This window comes from Amycolatopsis sp. NBC_01488 (assembly GCF_036227105.1).
Lineage (GTDB): Bacteria > Actinomycetota > Actinomycetes > Mycobacteriales > Pseudonocardiaceae > Amycolatopsis.
Map to the genome: position 1 here is coordinate 255,416 of NZ_CP109434.1, position 18,090 is coordinate 273,505.

The window sequence follows — 18,090 nt, forward strand, 5'->3', positions numbered from 1 at the left end:
TGCCCTCGAGGTGTGAGCCTGGGCGGCATGAAGGTGCTGCTGTTCGGCCGCAACCCGGCCACGGTCTCGAGGGTGACGGCGGCGCTGTCCGCGGCGGGTCTCGCCGCGGACGGCGTCGCTTCGGAGGAAGCGGTGTTGACGCGCCTGGGCTTGGTCGACGCCCTGGTGCTGGGCGCAGGGGTGGTGGGTTCGCTGCGGGAGCGCGTCACCGCTGCGGCGGTGCGGCACGGGGTGGTGTGGGTTCAGGGTCCGCACATTCTCCCGGAGCGGGACGCGCTGGAGTACGTGCGGACGGAGATCCTGCCGCGGCTGGTCGTGAGTGGGAAACAGGGTTAGAACCCTGTTTCCCACTCACGAGGACGCTTGGCGGCGGACCTCCGCGAGGCCCACCGGACGTCGTTCGCGGCGGGACAGCTCGCACGCTTCAGCGATGTAGAACGCCTCCAGCGCGTCCGCCGCGACGCACGGCGAAGGCGCCCGGCCCGCGACGACGTCCAGGAACGCTCGCAGCTCCGTCGTGTACGCCGGGCGGAAGCGCTCCATGAACCCCGGGTACGCCGGCCCGGGCAGCGGCGCCACCCCTGGCTCCACCGAGCGCAGCGGCGCCCGGTCGTCCAGGCCGACCACGACACCCGACACCGAGCCGAGGACGTCGAGGCGGACGTCGTAGCCCGCGCCGTTGTAGCGGGTCAGGGACACCGTCGCCAGCGTGCCGTCGTCCAGGGTCAGCGTCGCGGCCGCCGTGTCGACGTCGCCTGCGTCCGCGAAGAACCGCTCGCCGCGGTTGGCGCCGATCGCGTACACCTCGGCCACCTCGCGGCCGCTGACCCAGCGGATGATGTCGAAGTCGTGGACGCCGCAGTCGCGGAACAGCCCGCCCGAATGGGCGACGTACTCGGCCGGCGGGGGCGCCGGGTCGAACGTCGTCGCGCGCAGGGTGTGCAGCCAGCCCAGCTCGCCTGACGCGACCGCCGCCTTCGCCGCCGCGTAGCCCGCGTCGAAGCGGCGCTGGAAGCCGATCTGGACCGGCACGTCCGAGGCGTCGATGCGGTCGATCACGGCGAGGGTGCCGGGGATGTCCGCGGCTACCGGCTTTTCGCAGAACACCGGGATACCCGCGTCGACCGCCGCGATGATCAGGCCGGGGTGCGCGTCGGTCGCTGCCGTGACGACCAGTCCGTCGAGACCCGCGGCGAACAGCTCCTCGAGGGAGGTCGCCTCGACGCCCAGCTTCGCGGCGGCGGACGCGGCTCGCGCGGTGTCGACGTCGGCCACGACGACCGACTCGACCTCCTCGAACCCCTTGAGCGTCTCCGCGTGCGCGGTGCCGATCCGGCCGGTGCCCGCCAGTCCCAACCTCATCGTGAATGCCCTCCTGTCACAGAAATCCCGGCGGTGGTCGCGCGGACCACCAAAGACGGGTGCAGCAGGTGCCGGACCGGCTCGGTCCGCTCACCCCGCACCCGCTCGATCAGCGCTTCGAAGGCCAGGCGGCCCATTTCGGTGCGCGGTTGGTCCACTGTGGTCAGTGAAAGGTGCCGCAGTGCCGCCAAAGACGTGTTGTCGTAGCCGACGACCGAGACGTCCTCGGGCACGCGCAGCCCTGCTTCCTCGAGAGCCGAGATCGCGCCGACGGCGTTGAAGTCGTTGCCCGCCACCAAACCCGTCGGCAGCTCGGCGCGCGAATACGTCGCCAGCAGCTCCCGCACGGACTTCTCGCCCGCGGTGTCGGTGTGCTCGCTGCGCACGACGATCGGTTCGAGGCCGTGCCGCCGCATCGCCGCCTGGAACCCGCGACGACGCTGGGCCGCCCCGGCCGCGCCGCCGCCGTCGAGGTGCGCGATGCGCCGGTGCCCGAGGGCCGCGAGGTGGTCGACGGCCAGCGCCGACCCCGCCTCGCCGTCGTCGTTCACGGTGTCCACACCGGACGCTCGCGACGTCCGGGACACCAGCACCACCGGGCACTGCCGGGCGGCGGCTTCGATGGCCGACGCGGGCACGACCGGCGAGAGCAGGATGACCCCCGCCGGCCGGAAGGAAAGCAGGCTGCGCAAGGCGTTCCCCTCGCGCGCGGGACTGCGGCCGCCGGTGTTGAGGACGAGGTCGAAGCCCGCGGCCTGCGCGGCCGCGTCCAATCCCTCGACGACATCGGCGAAGAAGGCGTTGCGCAGGTCGTTGACCATCACGCCGAGCACCGTGGACGTCCGGCTGGCCAGGGACCGCGCCATGACGTGCGGCTGGTAGCCGAGTTCTTCCGCCGCCCGCAGGACGGCCGCGCGCCGGGCGTCGGAGACCTTCGGTGAATTCCTCATCACCAGGGAGACCAGTGCGCGGGAAACCCCCGCCCGCGCGGCGACGTCCTCCATCGTCGGACGCATGCGGCGCACCTCCCCTGATCACCGGAAACTCGGCCTTGACTTGGTGTGACGGACGCTACAAGATTAGAGCGCTCTAATCAATAGAGCGCTCCAACGGACCAACGGAGGCCCCTTGTGACAGCGACGATCCGCGTAGCCGCCGCGCCGATCTCTTGGGGTGTCTGCGAAGTCCCGGGCTGGGGCCGGGTGCTGGACGCGGCGACCGTGCTCGGGGAGATGGCGGCGCTCGGGGTCCAAGCCACCGAACTGGGCCCGCCCGGGTACCTCCCGCGCGACCCGGCCGAACTGCGCGAGCTGCTGGGGCAGCACGGCCTGACGCTCGTCGGCGGCTTCCTCGCCGTCGTCCTCCACGAAAATCAGGAAGACGCCCTCAAGGAAGCCGAAGAGTCCGCCGCCCTGTTCGCCGCGTGCGGCGGTGACGTGCTGGTGCTCGCCGCCGCGACCGGGCTCGACGGCTACGACGACCGCCCGAAGCTCACCGACGCCGAATGGGCGACGCTCATCGCAACCGCCGCCAAGATCCGTGACATCGCCGCCGCTCACGGCCTGCGCACCGTGCTGCACCCGCACGTCGGGACGCACGTCGAGCAGCAGGCCGAGGTCGAGCGCTTCCTCGCCGATTCCGATCTCGGCTTGTGCCTCGACACCGGGCACCTGATGATCGGCGGGACGGATCCGGTCGAGCTGGCCAAGCGGTATCCCGAACGGGTGGGGCACGTGCATCTGAAGGACGTCCGAGAAGACCTGGCGGCCGAGGTCCGCAGCGGTCGGCTCGGGTACACCGACGCGGTCGGGCGGGGCATCTACACCCCGCTCGGCGCGGGGGACGTGGACGTGGCGTCGATGGTGCGCTCCGTCCAGGCGGCCGGCTACGACGGCTGGTACGTCCTCGAACAGGACACCGCCCTCGGCGACTCGAGCCCCGACGACACACCGCGGCGGGACACCGAGCGCAGCCTGGCCCACCTCGCGAAGATCATCGACTCCCTGTAATCGGTCCCAAAGGAGTGACTGTGTTCTCTTTCAAGAAGCTGGCCGGAGTGGCGGCGATCGCCGCCGCCGGGCTGGTCCTCTCCGCCTGCAGCGGCCCGAGCGCCGACAACTCGAACAGCAGCGCCAGCTCTCCGGCCCCGGCGGCGCCGAGTTCGGGCGGTCCGTTGAAGGTCGCCGTCGTCACCCACGGCAGCGCCGGTGACGCCTTCTGGAACGTCGTCAAGAACGGCGCCCAGCAGGCGGGCAAGGACCTGAACGTCGGCGTCGACTACTACTCCGACGGTGACCCGGGCAACCAGGCCAAGCTGATCGACAACGCCGTCGCGCAGAAGGTCGGCGGCCTGGTCGTCTCGATGGCGAACCCGCAGGCGCTGCAGACGTCGATCCAGAACGCGGTCAAGGCCGGCATCCCGGTGGTCACCATCAACTCCGGCGAGGACTCCAGCGCGGCGTTCGGCGCGATCGCGCACGTCGGGCAGAGCGAGGGCCTCGCGGGCCAGGGCGCGGGCCAGCGGCTCAAGGCGGCCGGCAAGACGAAGTTGCTGTGCGTCATCCACGAAGCCGGCAACATCGGCCAGAACCAGCGCTGCGACGGCGCGAAGCAGACCTTCGGCAACGTCACCACGCTGCAGGTCGACATCTCGAACCCGACCGACGCGCAGTCGCGGATCCGCGGCGCGCTGCAGTCCGACCCGTCGATCGACGCGGTGCTCGCGCTGAACTCGCAGGTCGCGGCCCGCGCGGTGAGCGCGGCGAAGGAAGCGAACTCGAAGGCCCAGGTGGCGACGTTCGACCTGAACGCCGACGTCGTCGCGGCCATCAAGGACGGCAGCATCCTCTTCGCCGTCGACCAGCAGCAGTACGAGCAGGGCTACCTGCCGATCGTGTTCCTCAAGCTGTACAAGGAGAACGGCAACACCATCGGTGGCGGCCACCCGGTGCAGACCGGCCCCGGCTTCGTCGACAAGACCAACATCGACACCGTGGCCCCGTACGCGCAGCGCGGCACGCGATGACCGCAGCCATCCAGGCACAGCCCGACGAACGCGTCGCCAAGAAGAGCCTGACCGATCGATTGGTGGTCCGGCCCGAGATCGGCGCGCTGCTGGGCGCCGTGCTCGTGTTCGTGTTCTTCTCCGTCGTCACCGGCCAGTTCCTCAGCCCGCTGGGCGTGGCGACCTGGCTCGACGACTCGTCGACGCTGGGCATCATGGCCGTCGTGGTCGCGCTGCTCATGGTCGGCGGCGAGTTCGACCTCTCCGCCGGCGTCATGACGGCGTCGACGTCGCTGGTCACGGCGATCCTGGCGACGCAGGCGGGCTGGAACGTCTGGCTCGCGCTGCTGGTCTCGCTGGCCTTCGCCCTCGGCGTCGGCGCGTTCAACGGCTGGCTGGTGATGAAGACCGGACTGCCCAGCTTCATCGTCACGCTCGGGTCGTTCCTCGCGCTGCAGGGACTCAACCTCGGCGTGACGCGGCTGATCACCAACACCGTCCAGGTCTCGGGGATGCGCTCGACCAGCGGCTACGAGTCGGCGGGCGGCCTGTTCGCGTCCACCTTCGACATCGGCGGCACGGAGTTCCAGTCGTCGATCATCTGGTGGATCGTCGTCACGGCCATCGCCGCGTGGCTGCTGGTGCGCACGCGCTTCGGCAACTGGATCTTCGCGGTCGGCGGGTCGCAGGTGTCGGCCCGCTCGGTCGGCGTGCCGGTGGTGCGCACGAAGATCCTGCTGTTCATGGGCACCGCGCTCGGCGCGTGGCTGGTGGGCTCGATCAACATCCTGCGGTTCGCGAGCGTGCAGGCGAACCAGGGCATCGGGCTGGAGTTCCAGTACATCATCGCGGCGGTGATCGGCGGCTGCCTGCTCACCGGCGGGTTCGGTTCGGCGGTGGGCGCGGCGATCGGCGCGCTGATCTTCGGCATGGCGCGCCAGGGCATCGTGTTCGCGCAGTGGAACAGCGACTGGTTCATGCTGTTCCTCGGGATCATGCTGCTGGCCGCGGTCCTGGTCAACAACGCCTTCCGGCGCCGCGCGGAAAGGGTCCGCCGATGAGCCTGATCGAAGTTCGTGAGATAGGCAAGACCTACGGCAGCGTGATCGCCCTGCGCGAGGTGTCCACTGTGGTCAACGCGGGCGAGGTGACCTGCGTGCTCGGCGACAACGGCGCCGGGAAGTCCACGCTGATCAAGATCCTGGCCGGCGTGCACCAGCACGACCGTGGCGAGTTCCTCGTGGAAGGTGAGCCGGTGCGGTTCGCCTCGCCGCGCGAAGCCCTCGACCGCGGGATCGCGACCGTGTACCAGGACCTCGCGGTGGTGCCGCTGATGAGCGTCTGGCGGAACTTCTTCCTCGGCTCCGAGCCGACGACGGGGTTCGGCCCGTTCCGGATGCTCGACCGGAAGAAAGGCCGTGAGACGACCAAGAAGGCACTGTTCGACATGGGCATCGACCTGCGGGACGTCGAGCAGCCGGTCGGCACGCTCTCCGGTGGGGAACGCCAGTGCGTCGCGATCGCGCGGGCGGTCTATTTCGGCGCGAAGGTGCTGATCCTCGACGAGCCGACCGCCGCGCTCGGCGTCAAGCAGGCCGGGGTGGTGCTCAAGTACGTCGCGCAGGCCAGGGACCGCGGGCTCGGCGTCGTGCTCATCACGCACAACCCGCACCACGCCTACCCCGTCGCGGACCGGTTCCTGCTGCTCAAGCGGGGTGCACCGCTCGGTTCGTACGAGAAGAAGGACATCGACATCAATGAGCTGACCCGGCAGATGGCGGGCGGTGCTGAGCTGGAAGCCCTCGAACACGAGCTGCGGCAGGTGGAGAAGGCGTGAGTCTCGAAGCGCTCACCGTGGGCCGGGTCGGGGTGGACCTCTACCCGGAGCAGAGCGGCGTGCCGCTGGCCGGGGTCAGCACGTTCGCCAAGTCGCTCGGCGGGACCGCGACCAACGTCGCGGTCGCCGCCGCGCGGCTCGGGCGGCGCACGGCCGTGCTCACGAAGGTCGGCCCGGACGGCTTCGGCGACTACGTCCGGCAGGCTCTCGAAGGCTTCGGCGTGTCCCCGGCGCACGTGGGCACCTCCGAAGACCTCCAGACGCCGGTGGTGTTCTGCGAGCTGAACCCGCCCGCGGACCCGCCGTTGCTGTTCTACCGCTCCCCCATCGCGCCGGACCTGACGCTCACCGACGACGACGTGCCGTGGGACGTCGTCACGTCGGTGCCGCTGCTGTGGGTCACCGGAACCGGCGTTTCCGCCGAACCCGCGCGCACGACCCAGCGGAAGATCCTCGAAGCGCGCGGACGCCGTGCGCACACCGTCCTCGACCTGGACTACCGGCCGATGTTCTGGCCGTCGGTGGAGCAGGCCCGCGAGGAGATCGGCGGGATGCTCGACCACGTCACCGTCGCGGTCGGCAACCGGGCCGAGGTGGAGGTCGCCGTCGGCACCGCGGACCCGGACGCCGCCGCCGACCGGATGCTCGAACGCGGTCTTCGGCTGGCTGTGATCAAGAAGGGCGCCGAGGGCGTGCTCGTGGCGACACCGGAGGGGCGCTGGACCGTCCCGCCGCAGCGTATCGAGGTCGTCTGCGGCCTCGGCGCGGGCGACGGCTTCGGTGGCGCGCTGATCCACGGCCTGCTGGCGGGCTGGGACCCGGTGCGCCTCGCGGAGTACGCCAACGCCGCGGGCGCGCTCGTCGCGTCCCGGCTGGCCTGCGCCGACGCCATGCCGACCGCGACGGAGATCGAGGAGCTGCTGTGATCCTCACCGACGAGCGGTGGCGCGAACTCCTCGACACCCGGGCGACGAACCCGGGTGCGGTCCGCCAGGCCTACGCGACGCGCAAACGCCGTTCGAAACTGCTGTCCGACGACGGCACCCTGTTCCTCGTCGCGGCCGACCACCCGGCACGAGGGGCGCTGGGCGTCGGCGACGACCCGCTCGCCATGGCCGACCGGCGAACCCTCCTCGACCGCCTGCTCGTCGCCCTCGCCAACCCGGCGGTCGACGGCCTCCTCGGCACCCCCGACGTCGTCGAGGAACTGCTGCTGCTCGGCGCGCTGCACGACAAGGTCGTCTTGGGCTCGATGAACCGCGGCGGCCTGGCCGGCGCGGACTGGGAGATCGACGACCGCTTCACCGGCTACGACGCCCGCACGCTCGTCGACTGCGGCCTCGACGGCGGCAAGATGCTGCTGCGGCTCGTCGACTCCGACCCGGGCACGATCCCGACGCTGCAGGCCTGCGCCGACGCCGTCACCGAGCTGGCCGCGTACGGGCTGGTGGCGATGGTCGAACCGCTCCCCTACCGGCGCTCGGCGGGAAAGCTCGTGCTGCAGGAGGATCCCGTGTCGCTGGCCCGCGCGGTCACGGTCGCGTCCGGGCTCGGGACGACGTCCGCGCACACCTGGCTGAAGCTGCCGTCCACCGACTCGGCGGCGGTCCTCGGCGCGACGACGCTGCCGGTGGTCGTGCTCGGCGGGGTGCCGTCCGGCGATCCCGCCGCCGACCTGGCCTCCTGGGGCCGGACGCTGCGCCACGACGTCGTGCGCGGCCTGGTCGTCGGCCGGACCCTGCTCTACCCGCCCGACGGTGACGTCGGCGCGGCTGTCGAAGCCGCCGCGAAGGTCTTGGAGGCCGCGAAGTGAGCAAGCTGCACCGTCCACTCGGGACACTGTCCGACGACGCCGATCCGGTCCGCCTGACTCCCGACACCGCGGGCTGGACGTACTGCGGCCTGCGGGTGCTCTCCCTGGCCCCCGGCGAGGTCCGGATCCTGCACACCGGCGAGTTCGAGGCGTTCGTGCTGCCGCTGTCCGGATCGGCGACGGTCCGCGTCGACGGCCAGGTCTTCGAGCTGCGCGGCCGCGAATCGGTGTTCACGCGCGTGACGGACTTCGCCTACGTGCCGCGCGAGGCCGAAGTCGAGTTGTCGACAGTGGACGGTCTCGAAGTCGCGCTGCCGATGGCCCGCTGCACGCGGCGGCTGGCAGCCCGCTACGGACCCGCCGAGGACGTCCCCGTGGAGGTCCGCGGCGCCGGGCAGGCGACGCGGCAGGTGACCAACTTCGGTGTCCCCGGGGTGTGGGACCACGCCGACAAGCTGAACGCGTGCGAGCTGATCACGCCGGGCGGCAACTGGTCGTCGTACCCGCCGCACAAGCACGACGAAGCGAGCGAGTGCGAGGTCGTCAACGAGGAGATCTACTACTTCCGCGTCGCCGGCCGCGACGGCGTGACGCCGTCGCGCGAGGGTTTCGGCCTGCACCGGACGTACACGGCGGACGGCGAGCTGGACGAAGACGTCGCCGTCCGCGACCACGACGTCTTCCTGATCCCGCGCGGCTTCCACGGGCCGTGCGTCGCGGCTCCGGGCTACCCGATGTACTACCTGAACGTCCTGGCCGGGCCGGCCGACGAGCGGTCGATGGCCTTCTGCGACGACCCCGCGCACGGCTGGGTCCGCGACACGTGGGCGTCGCAGGAGCTGGATCCGCGCTGCCCGGTGACGAGCCACGAAGGGCGTGTGCGGTGAAGCTGACGACGGCTCAGGCGCTGGTCCGCTGGCTCCTCGCGCAGCGTTCGGAAACGCTGGACGGGCGCGAAGTCCCGCTCTTCCCCGGCGTCTTCGCGATCTTCGGGCACGGCAACGTCCTCGGCCTGGGGACCGCGCTCGAAGAGCACCGCGGGGACATCCCGGTGTGGCGCGGGCACACCGAGCAGGGCATGGCGCTCGCCGCGGTCGGGTACGCGAAGGCCACGCACCGGCGGCAGGTCGGCGTCGTGACGTCGTCGATCGGGCCGGGTGCGCTGAACATGGTCACCGCGGCCGGGGTCGCGCACGCGAACCGGCTGCCGGTGCTGCTCCTGCCGGGCGACACGTTCACCGGCCGCGCGCCGGACCCGGTGCTGCAGCAGATCGAGCCGTTCGGCGACGGCACCGCGACGGTCAACGACGCCTTCCGCGCGGTCTCCCGCTACTTCGACCGGATCACCCGCCCCGAGCAGCTGATTTCGACGTTGCCGCAGGTCGCGCGGGTGCTCACGGACCCGGCGGACAGCGGGCCCGTGGTCCTGGCGCTGCCGCAGGACGTCCAGGTGGAGACGTACGACTTCCCGGACGCCCTGTTCGAGCCGGTGACGCACCGGCCGCTGCGGCCGCGGCCGGACCGGCGGTCGGTCACCGAGGCGGCCGGAGTCCTGCGGGCTTCGAAACGGCCGTTGCTCGTGCTCGGCGGCGGTGTCCGGTACTCCGGCGCCGGGCAGCGCGCCCTCGACTTCGCCGAGCGGCACGGGATTCCGCTGGTGGAGACGACCGCGGGCCGCACGCTGGTGCCACATTCCCATGACCTGCACGCGGGACCGCTGGGGATCACCGGCTCCTCGTCGGCGAACGTCGTCGCGGCCGCGGCCGACGTCGTCCTGGCCGTCGGGACGCGCCTGCAGGACTTCACGACGGCGTCCTGGACGGTCTTCTCCCCCGACGTCCGCCTGGTCGCGCTGAACGCGGCCCGGTTCGACGCGGTGAAGCACGGCGCGCTCTCGGTGGTCGGGGACGCCGACGCGGGGCTGGTCGACCTCGGCGCGCAGCTGGAGAGCTGGCGAGTCGACCCGTCGTGGACGTCGCGAGCCGCGACCGAACGCGCGTCCTGGGACGCGCACGTCGACTCGCTGCGTTCGTCTTCGGGCGCCCTTCCGTCGTACGCGCAGGTCGTCGGAGTCGTGAACGACCTGTCGGCGGCGGACGACTACGTGATGACGGCGTCCGGCGGGCTGCCGGGCGAGCTGATCGGCGGCTGGCGCGGTTCCGGCTCGCTCTCGATGGACGTCGAGTACGGCTTCTCGTGCATGGGCTACGAGCTGTCCGGCGCGTGGGGCGCGGCGATCGCGTGGCCCGGCCTGGTGACCACGCTCCTGGGCGACGGCTCGTACCTGATGCTGAACTCCGAGCTGTTCTCGGCGGCCTTCGCGGGGCACCCGTTCGTCGCGGTCGTCTGCGACAACGACGGCTACGCGGTGATCGCGCGGCTGCAGGAGGGTCAGGGCGGGAAGCCGTTCAACAACTTCTACGCCGACTGCACGACTTCGCACGCTTCGCCGCCGCGCGTCGACTTCGCGCGTCACGCGGAGTCCCTGGGGTGTCTGGTGTTCACCGCATCCACAGTGGACTCACTGCGGGAGGCTTACGGTTCGGCGCGCGAGGCTGCGGTGGCGGAGCGACGTCCGGCGGTGGTCGTGGTGAAGACGCAGCCGTCGACGTGGACCGAGGCCGGCGCGTGGTGGGAGGTCGGGGTGCCCGAGCACCTGGCCGGCCGGGACGGCTACGAGCGGGCGAAGGCGGATCAGGTGCGCTACCTCAGGTCCTGACCCCGGCCGCGGGGGCGCCCCCGTTTTCCACGTTACCGGAGGGCACCGACATTTCCGGCCGCCGCGCGCACCCGCGGCCGCAGCGTGAACCCGCTCGGCTTGAGCGTCAGCGATTCGACGATCTTCAGTTCGTACGCCGGATCGACGTCGAAGTCGTAGCGCTGCAACACCATCCCCAGCGCCAGGACGGCTTCGTGCACCGCGAACTGGCGGCCGATGCAGGCACGCTCGCCCGTCCCGAACGGCTTGTACGCCTGCGCCGGCCGCTTCTTCACCGCGGCGGGCTCGAACCGGTCCGGGTCGAACCGCTCGGGGTCCGGCCAGACCGCAGGATCGCGGTGCACCAGGGGCAGCGGCACGATCACCCAGTCGCCCTCGCGCATCTCGTACTTCCCGCCGATCACGACGTCTTCGCGTGCTTCGCGCGAGTAGCCGGGCGCGGTCGGCCAGAGCCGCATCGCTTCGTCGAGGCAGCGACGGACGTAACGCAGCTTCGCGACGTCGGCGAACGCCGGCTCGCGGTCGCCCCACACCGCGTCGACCTCCGCACGCGCCTTCGCCAGCAGCTCGGGGTGACGCGTCAGGTAGTACAACGCGAACGACAGCGCGCCGGACGTCGTCTCGTGGCCCGCGACGACGAACGTGATGGCCTGGTTGCGGATGTTCACCGGGTCCAGCCGCTCCCCCGTCACCGGGTGGCCCTCGCTGAGCATCAGGCCGAGCAGGTCACGGCTCTCCCCGCCTTCCTCGCGGCGGGCCTCGATGACTTCGTCGACCAGGTTCGTCATGGTCGCGATGTCGGCCTGGTTCTGCGCGGCCGTCCCGGCGAAGGCCCGTCGCACGAACGGGAGCTTGACGTTCTGCAGTTGCGCGTACCGCAGCGAGCGGATCATCGCCGTGACGAACGGGTGCGGTTCGGCGCGCTCGAAGGAGCCGAAGCGGTAGCCGAACCCCGCGCGGCCGATCGTCTCCAGGGTCAGCCGGGTCATGTCGGCGGCGACGTCGACCGGGCCGTCCGCCGCGTCCCAAGCCGCGGTCAGCTCTCGCGCGACCTCCAGCATCACCGGGTGGTAGCGGCGCATCGCCTCGGCGGAGAAGGCCGGCTGCAGGATGTCGTGGGCCAGCCGCCAGTTCGGCTCGTGGGTGTGCGCGGTGAAGAGGCCGTCGCCGGCGAGCGCGCGCAGGTTTTCGATGCCCATGCCGACGTGCTTGCCGAACTTCGTCTCGTCGTTCAGCTCGGTGACGAGGTCGACGCTGCCCGCGAAGACGATCTCGAAGCCGAAGATCTTGCGCGTGAAGATCGGGCCCAGCCGCCGGCCGATGCGCAGCGTGTCCTGCAACGGCGTGCGCGGGTTGGCGCCGATCAGGTCGCCGATCACCGGCAGCCGCCCCGGCCGGTGCGGAATCGCGCTCGTGTCCACGGCAAGCCCCTCTATTGAACCCGTATCCAATAGGGTCACGATCCCCCGCTACTGAACCCGTGTCAAGTAAGGTCGGGGGATGCGGACGAGGCTGAGCACCGAACAGCGGCGCGAGCAGCTCCTCACGATCGGAGCCGGGTTGTTCGCGAAGCGGCCGTACGACGAGGTGTGGATCGAGGAGGTCGCCGAGATCGCGCAGGTCTCGCGCGGGCTGCTCTACCACTACTTCCCGACCAAGAAGGACTTCTTCGCGTCGATCGTCCGCGCCCAGCGCGACCAGCTCCTGGCGATGAGCGAGCCCGACCCGGCGCTGCCCGTGGCGGAGCAGTTGCGGGCCGGGCTCGACGTCTACCTCGAGTTCGCGCGCACGCACCCGGACGGCTACCGGATCGTGCACCGCGCCGCGAGCGGCGCCGACCGCGAGATCCAGGAGATCCGCGAGGCCGGGATGACCGCGAACGCCACCCGCATCCTCGACGCCGTCAGCCTGCTGACGCCCGTCACCGACGTGACGCGGCTGGCCGTGCGCGGCTGGCTCGCGTTCGTCGCGACGACGATCCTCGAGTGGCTGGACCAGCCGACGGTCACCCAGGAGGAGCTGCGCGACCTGGGCGTCCGGACGTTGTTCGCGGCGGTCGGCGTCACGCCGTGACCGCGGGCGACGCCGCGCCATCGACCAGCTTCCGCGGTGCGCCGGAGCCGTCCGCCGGGACCGCCCACACGGCGTTGTCCCGCCCGTAGAGGACGGTGTGGTCGTCCTGCCAGAGGGCCTGGTCGTCGACGCTCTTCTGCTCCGCCAGCCCGGTTTCCCGCATCGTCTTCAGGTCGAGCACCGACAGCCGCCAGACGCCCTCGCCCACCTTCTTCTTGAAGGCGATCCGGGTGGCGTCCGGTGAGAGCGACGGGCATTCGACGTTCTCCCTGAGCGTCTTCCCGCGATAGCGCCGGTAGTCCGCTTCGACGAGGTAGGTCCTGCCCTTTGCTGCCGAGGGTGGCGTAGAAGCGGTTGCCGTCGGGGGCGAACGTGATGCCCCAGTAGTTGACGTCCGCGGCGAAGTACCGCTGGTCGCCGACGAACACCGGCAGCTCTTCGATCGTCTTGACGAGCCGCCCGGTGTCCACTTCGTACAGTCCGGCGCGCGTCGAGAACCCGGTCTCCGCGCACGAGTCACCGGTCACGAACAGCGTCCAGTAGACGCGCTTGCCGTCCGGGGACACCCGGGCGCGGCTCGGCGTGCCGGGCAGGGACTCGGTGTGGCGGACCGCGAGGTGGTCGTCGAGGACGAGGACGTCGGTCACCGCCGGGAGCGTCCCCGGCCGCACGGCCAGGCACACCGCGGTCAGCTTCGCGACCGCGAACCGGTCGCATTTCAAGCCGCCGAGCCGGGGTTTCTTGGCGGTATCACCCAAGGGGACGGCGCCGACGCGGCCGGTGGCCGTGTCGCGGAACAGCAGCTGCCCGGATGCGAGGGTGAGCTGCGCGGCCGGTTCGGCGTCCGCGGAGTCGTGGCGGGCGCTGACCGTGTAGCCGACGGCCGCGGCGATCAGGAGTGCCGCGCCGAGCAGGGCGACGACGAGCTTCTTCACGGGCGCACCGGTTTCACGAGGGCGGCGGCGAGGGCGGCGACGGCCAGGCAGGCCGCGGCGGCGAGCACCGCGGGCCGCAGGTCCCACAGCGTCCAGGCCAGTCCGAAGAGGACGGACGAGAGCATCCGGGCGGCGGCCTGCCCGGTCTGCACGACGGCCATCCCGGTGGCACGGAGCGCACGCGGGATGAGCGGGCCGGCGGCGGCCATGAGGACGCCGTCGGTCGCCGCGTAGAACACACCGTGCAGGCCGAGCGCGACGACGGCGAGCGCCGTGGCGGCCGGGCCGCAGAGGAGCACCAGTGCCAGGCACTGCGCGACGTGGCCGCCGAGGAACACCGGCCAGCGGCCGACGCGGTCGGCGAGCTTGCCGAGCGGCACGGCCAGCACGAGGTAGACCCCGGCCGTGCCCAGCGGCAGCAGCGGGAAGAACGTCGCCGCGATCTCCCAGCGCCGCTGCAGGACGAGGTAGACGAACGAGTCGCCGACCGTGACCAGGCCCAGCTGTGCCGCCCAGAGCGTCACGCGCCGGAAGTCGCTCCGCTTGAGGAGGTTTGCCGCCGTTCGCAGCGATACCGCGGCGCGGTCGACGTGGCCGGGATGGTCCTCGACGAACAACGTCAGCAGCAGCACGGCGATCGCCGCGACGCAGAAGCTGGTGACGAACACGCTGGGGTAGCTGCCGAGGCTCAGCGCGAGCACCGCCATCGCGACCAGCGGGCCGAGGAACGCGCCGACGGTGTCGAGCGCGCGGTGCACGCCGAACGACCGGCCGAGCGCGTCCGGCGTGCTGCTGAGGGAAATCAGGGCGTCGCGCGGGGCGGTGCGCAGGCCCTTGCCGGTGCGGTCGGCGGCGAGGACGACGCCGATCGCCGCGACCGACGAGCCGGCCGCGACGAGGCCGAGCTTGCACACCGCGGACAAGCCGTACCCGAACCCGGCGACGGCTTTGAGCCGCCGCCACCGGTCGGCGAGGTGCCCGCCGAGCACCCGCACGAGGGCGGTGGCGCCCGCGTAGAGCCCGTCGAGCAGCCCGAACTGCAGCGGGTTCAGGCCGAGGCCGAGCACCAGGTAGAGCGGGAGGACGGCGGTGACCATCTCCGCGGAGACGTCGGTGACCAGGCTGACCATCCCGAGCGCCACCACGTTGGCGGACACCCGTTTCAGGGAGGGCTTCCGCTCGGTGCCGGCCGCCACGTCCGAGGTACGGCTTGCCGCGATGTACATGCCCGCTCCTCCTACCGGTGGCAGGTGTAGGCCGGGCTGCTGTCGAGGACCTTGCCGTCGACACCGATGAGCTGCGACTGGAACGAGGTGTCCGTCATCGACAGCTTCAGGACGCCGTAGGTCTTCAGCAGCTTGGCGGTCGTCGGGTGGGCCGGGCTCAGGTCGTAGAGGTCCGCGCCGCCGGAGCCGCCGACGATCTCGACCGGGCCGCCGGCGTCGGCCTTGCCGTCGGCGTTCTGCGGGACGAACCGCTCGTAGTCGTGGTCGTGGCCGTTGAGGACGAGGTCGACCTTGTTGCTGGTCATGATGTTCCACAGCTCGATGCTGTCCGGGTTGTCGCCGTGGTCGCCCGAGCTCCACCGCGGGTGGTGGTAGTAGGCGGCGACGCAGCCCTTCTTGTTGTTCGCCAGGTCCTGCTTGAGCCAGGCCAACTGCTCGCTCGGGCCGAACTCGTGGGTGACGAAGTCGTTGGAGTCCAGGGCGATGAAGTGCCAGTTGCCCATTTCCCAGCTGTAGTAGCGCTGGCCCTGGGGCTTGGCGATGGCGCCGAAGTAGGCGTCGTAGCCCGTGAACTTGCTGTAGGACTCGTGGTTGCCCGGGATCGGGTGCGTGATGTTCTTGAACTGGCCCCAGGTCTTGTCGTAGTAGTTCTTGAAGTCGGTCAGGGTGGGTTCGTCGTACTGGTTGTCGCCCATGGTGATCACGGCCGCGGGTTTCATGTTCTCGACGAGCTTCGCGGTCTTGGGGTGGATGCAGCTCGAGCTGCTCGCGGTGCACTTTTCGGCGATGTCGCCGGCGGCGGCGAGAACGAAGCCGGTCCCGCTGCCCGCCTGGGTCTGCACGGTGACCGGCGTGCTCGTGCCCGAGACGTTCCCGGCGGCGTCGCGCGCGCGGACGGCGTAGGAGTAGCCGGTGTCGGGCGTGAGGCCGTTGTCGGCGTACGACGGGGTCGCGCTGGTGGCGACGACGGTGCCGTCGCGCAGGATGTCGTACCCGGTGACGCCGACGTTGTCCGTGGCCGCGCTCCAGGTCAGAGCGGCGCTGGTGGCGGTGGTCGGGCCGGCGGTGAGGCCGGTCGGGACGGTCGGGGGCTGGGTGTCGCCGGAGGAGTCCGTGCTGCCGAAGACCTGCATCTCCCAGAAGGAGTAGCCGTAGCTCGTCGCGCGGGTGACGCCGACGAAGCGCACGTACCGCCCGTGGGCGTTCACGGTGAGGTCGTCGGTCTTGCCGTCACCGTTGTCGACGGCCGTGGCGGTGGTGAAGTTCGTGCCGTCGTCGGAGACCTCGATGCGGTACTTCTTGGCGTAGGCGGCTTCCCAGTCGAGCAGCACGCGGTGGATCGCGGCGGACTGGCCGAGGTCGATCCGCAGCCACTGCGGGTCGGCGCCTTCGACGCTGGCCCAGCGGGTGGTGGCACTGCCGTCGACGGCCTTGGCACCGGCGTACGACGAGCTTTCGACGGTGGAGGTCGCGACCGGTTTCCCTTGGGAGAGCAGGACATCGGCCTGCGGCGTGCTGGCCGCGGCGATCGCCGAGGGCAGCAGGGCGATCGCCGCTATGACGGGCGTGAGGCGGGTGAATGTTCGTAGGCGGGTCAACGGCACGTCGCGCTCCTTCTGGGCCTGGCGGTGGCTGGTGGGCTGCGGCGTCGGACGAACTGTTAGGAAAGTTTCCTAACTAAGCGCACTGTATCGGTGACCGGTTTCGACTGACAAGACGTGTCTTGTCGTTGAATCGGTCAAGAGGGTGAGTTTGGGCGGATTTCCGCTGGTCAAGGCGGCTCCCGATGATCGGTACACCGGTCCGGCCTCCGGGATCGGCGCCACAGAGCCCCGACCTTTTCGGGTTTTGTCGGTGCCCTCCGCTAGCGTGGGAACCGGGGGCAGCGCCCATCGCTCGCGTGCACTTTCCCTTGGCTCACAAGGAAAAGCGCACCCGGTTCCGCCGCCGAGGTTCACCCGATTCAGCGATGATCTTCGCACATTTGTTCGGGTACCTTCGGGTGCATGACCTCAGTCGTCCGAACTCAGCAGCCTCTTGATCTCGGTGACCGCGGCGCGCCCCGCCCGGTTCGCCCCGACCGTGCTCGCCGAAGGCCCGTACCCCACCAGGTGCAGCCGCGGCTCTCGCACCACGCGCGTGCCGTCCATCCGGATCCCGCCCCCGGGTTCGCGCACGTGCAGCGGTGCGAGGTGGTCGATCGCCGCGCGGAACCCCGTCGCCCAGAGGATGACGTCGGCGTCGAACCTCGAGCCGTCCGCCCAGGCGATGCCTTCGGGCGTGATGCGCTCGAACATCGGCCGCCGCGCGAGGATTCCGGCGGCGCGCGCGGCCCGCACCTCCGGCGTCACGGCGAGGTCGGTCACGCTCACGACGCTTTCGGGAGGCAATCCGGCGCGCACGCGTTCGTCGACCTTCGCGACGGCGTCGCGTCCCCAGTTCTCGCTGAACGGCTCGTCGCGCCACACGGGCGGGCGCCGGGTCACCCACGCGGTCGCCCGGGCGAGCGGGCCGAACTCCATGAGTAGCTGAACGGCGGAAGCGCCGCCCCCGACCACGACGACCCGCTGACCGCGGAACTCCCCGGGACCGGTGTAGTCGGCCGTGTGCAACTGCCGTCCGGCGAAGGCGTTCTGCCCGGGGTACCGCGGCCAGAACGGCCGGTCCCAGGTACCGGTAGCACTGATCACGGCCCGGGCGGCCCACGTTTCGGCCGGGCTCGCCACCACCAGCCGCTCCCCCGCCCGCGTCACGGACTGGACGTCGACGGGCCGGAAGACCGGGAGGTCATAAACGCTTTCAAACCGCGCGAAGTATTCGGAGACGACTTCGGAGGCGGGACGCGTCACGTCCGGAGTACCGAAGGCCATGCCGGGCAGGTCGTAGATCCCGTGCACCTTGCCGAGCACAAGGGAGGGCCACCGATACTGCCAGGCACCCCCGGCCCGCTTCCCGTGGTCGAGCACGACAAAGCCACGGCCATTGGCGAACCCGGCCCGGCGAAGATGATAGGCGGCCGACAGCCCCGCCTGCCCCGCCCCGATCACCACCACGTCGGTCTCGTGATCCGCACCGCTCATGTGTGGTGCAACGGCTGACAAGCGACGGTATTTCGCGCCCT

The 18,090-nt window shown here is 71.0% G+C and carries 16 protein-coding genes and 1 pseudogene; 10 read left to right on the plus strand and 7 right to left on the minus strand.

Annotated features, from left to right (window positions below):
* Positions 1–27: 27 nt before the first annotated feature.
* Positions 28–336: a hypothetical protein gene (locus OG738_RS01205; RefSeq protein ID WP_329050472.1), complete on the plus strand. Its 309-nt coding sequence runs from the start codon at positions 28–30 to the stop codon at positions 334–336.
* Positions 337–351: 15 nt separating this feature from the next.
* Here OG738_RS01205 and OG738_RS01210 read toward each other — a convergent pair whose 3' ends face one another.
* On the minus strand, positions 352–1,362 hold the full coding sequence (locus OG738_RS01210) for a Gfo/Idh/MocA family protein (protein WP_329050474.1): 1,011 nt from the start codon (positions 1,360–1,362) through the stop codon (positions 352–354).
* A complete protein-coding gene (locus OG738_RS01215) occupies positions 1,359–2,378 on the minus strand; it encodes a LacI family DNA-binding transcriptional regulator (RefSeq protein WP_329050476.1) in 1,020 nt (339 codons plus the stop codon). Before OG738_RS01215 ends, OG738_RS01210 begins: the two co-directional genes overlap by 4 nt.
* 114 nt (positions 2,379–2,492) lie before the next feature.
* Here OG738_RS01215 and OG738_RS01220 point away from each other — a divergent pair, with 114 nt between their 5' ends.
* From OG738_RS01220 to iolD, 8 genes are read left to right on the plus strand one after another with little or no spacing between them, the layout of a single operon-like run.
* A complete protein-coding gene (locus OG738_RS01220; protein ID WP_329050478.1) occupies positions 2,493–3,371 on the plus strand; it encodes a TIM barrel protein in 879 nt (292 codons plus the stop codon).
* Positions 3,372–3,391: 20 nt separating this feature from the next.
* Positions 3,392–4,387 carry a sugar ABC transporter substrate-binding protein gene (locus OG738_RS01225; protein WP_329050479.1) on the plus strand — a complete coding sequence of 332 codons (996 nt, stop codon included), beginning with the start codon at positions 3,392–3,394 and terminating at the stop codon, positions 4,385–4,387.
* Positions 4,384–5,427 carry an ABC transporter permease gene (locus OG738_RS01230; RefSeq protein WP_329050480.1) on the plus strand — a complete coding sequence of 348 codons (1,044 nt, stop codon included), beginning with the start codon at positions 4,384–4,386 and terminating at the stop codon, positions 5,425–5,427. The genes OG738_RS01225 and OG738_RS01230 overlap by 4 nt, the downstream gene beginning before the upstream one ends.
* Positions 5,424–6,203 carry an ATP-binding cassette domain-containing protein gene (locus OG738_RS01235; RefSeq protein ID WP_329050481.1) on the plus strand — a complete coding sequence of 260 codons (780 nt, stop codon included), beginning with the start codon at positions 5,424–5,426 and terminating at the stop codon, positions 6,201–6,203. The genes OG738_RS01230 and OG738_RS01235 overlap by 4 nt, the downstream gene beginning before the upstream one ends.
* Positions 6,200–7,129, plus strand: coding sequence for a 5-dehydro-2-deoxygluconokinase (gene iolC, locus OG738_RS01240; RefSeq protein WP_329050483.1), 930 nt, complete (start codon positions 6,200–6,202; stop codon positions 7,127–7,129). Before OG738_RS01235 ends, iolC begins: the two co-directional genes overlap by 4 nt.
* Positions 7,126–8,016 carry a Cgl0159 family (beta/alpha)8-fold protein gene (locus OG738_RS01245; RefSeq protein ID WP_329050485.1) on the plus strand — a complete coding sequence of 297 codons (891 nt, stop codon included), beginning with the start codon at positions 7,126–7,128 and terminating at the stop codon, positions 8,014–8,016. Before iolC ends, OG738_RS01245 begins: the two co-directional genes overlap by 4 nt.
* Positions 8,013–8,903, plus strand: coding sequence for a 5-deoxy-glucuronate isomerase (iolB, locus tag OG738_RS01250; protein WP_329050487.1), 891 nt, complete (start codon positions 8,013–8,015; stop codon positions 8,901–8,903). The genes OG738_RS01245 and iolB overlap by 4 nt, the downstream gene beginning before the upstream one ends.
* On the plus strand, positions 8,900–10,735 hold the full coding sequence (iolD, locus tag OG738_RS01255) for a 3D-(3,5/4)-trihydroxycyclohexane-1,2-dione acylhydrolase (decyclizing) (RefSeq protein WP_329050489.1): 1,836 nt from the start codon (positions 8,900–8,902) through the stop codon (positions 10,733–10,735). The genes iolB and iolD overlap by 4 nt, the downstream gene beginning before the upstream one ends.
* Before the next feature lie 32 nt (positions 10,736–10,767).
* Here the strand turns inward: iolD and OG738_RS01260 are convergent, their stop codons facing one another.
* Positions 10,768–12,156 (minus strand): cytochrome P450, encoded by a 1,389-nt coding sequence (locus OG738_RS01260; protein WP_329050491.1) that lies wholly within the window; start codon positions 12,154–12,156, stop codon positions 10,768–10,770.
* Positions 12,157–12,235: 79 nt separating this feature from the next.
* Here OG738_RS01260 and OG738_RS01265 point away from each other — a divergent pair, with 79 nt between their 5' ends.
* Positions 12,236–12,808: a TetR/AcrR family transcriptional regulator gene (locus OG738_RS01265; protein WP_329050492.1), complete on the plus strand. Its 573-nt coding sequence runs from the start codon at positions 12,236–12,238 to the stop codon at positions 12,806–12,808.
* On the opposite strand, the pseudogene OG738_RS01270 reads toward OG738_RS01265, so the two are convergent.
* The 4 genes and pseudogenes from OG738_RS01270 to OG738_RS01285 form a co-directional block, all read right to left on the minus strand.
* Positions 12,798–13,743 (minus strand): annotated as a pseudogene (locus OG738_RS01270) (hypothetical protein). The gene OG738_RS01265 and the pseudogene OG738_RS01270 overlap by 11 nt on opposite strands.
* Positions 13,740–14,969, minus strand: coding sequence for an MFS transporter (locus OG738_RS01275; protein ID WP_329050494.1), 1,230 nt, complete (start codon positions 14,967–14,969; stop codon positions 13,740–13,742). Before OG738_RS01275 ends, OG738_RS01270 begins: the two are co-directional and overlap by 4 nt.
* Positions 14,970–14,980: 11 nt before the next feature.
* Positions 14,981–16,573, minus strand: coding sequence for a discoidin domain-containing protein (locus tag OG738_RS01280; protein WP_329050495.1), 1,593 nt, complete (start codon positions 16,571–16,573; stop codon positions 14,981–14,983).
* 408 nt (positions 16,574–16,981) lie between these two features.
* Positions 16,982–18,049 carry an NAD(P)-binding domain-containing protein gene (locus OG738_RS01285; protein WP_329050496.1) on the minus strand — a complete coding sequence of 356 codons (1,068 nt, stop codon included), beginning with the start codon at positions 18,047–18,049 and terminating at the stop codon, positions 16,982–16,984.
* Positions 18,050–18,090: the final 41 nt, after the last annotated feature.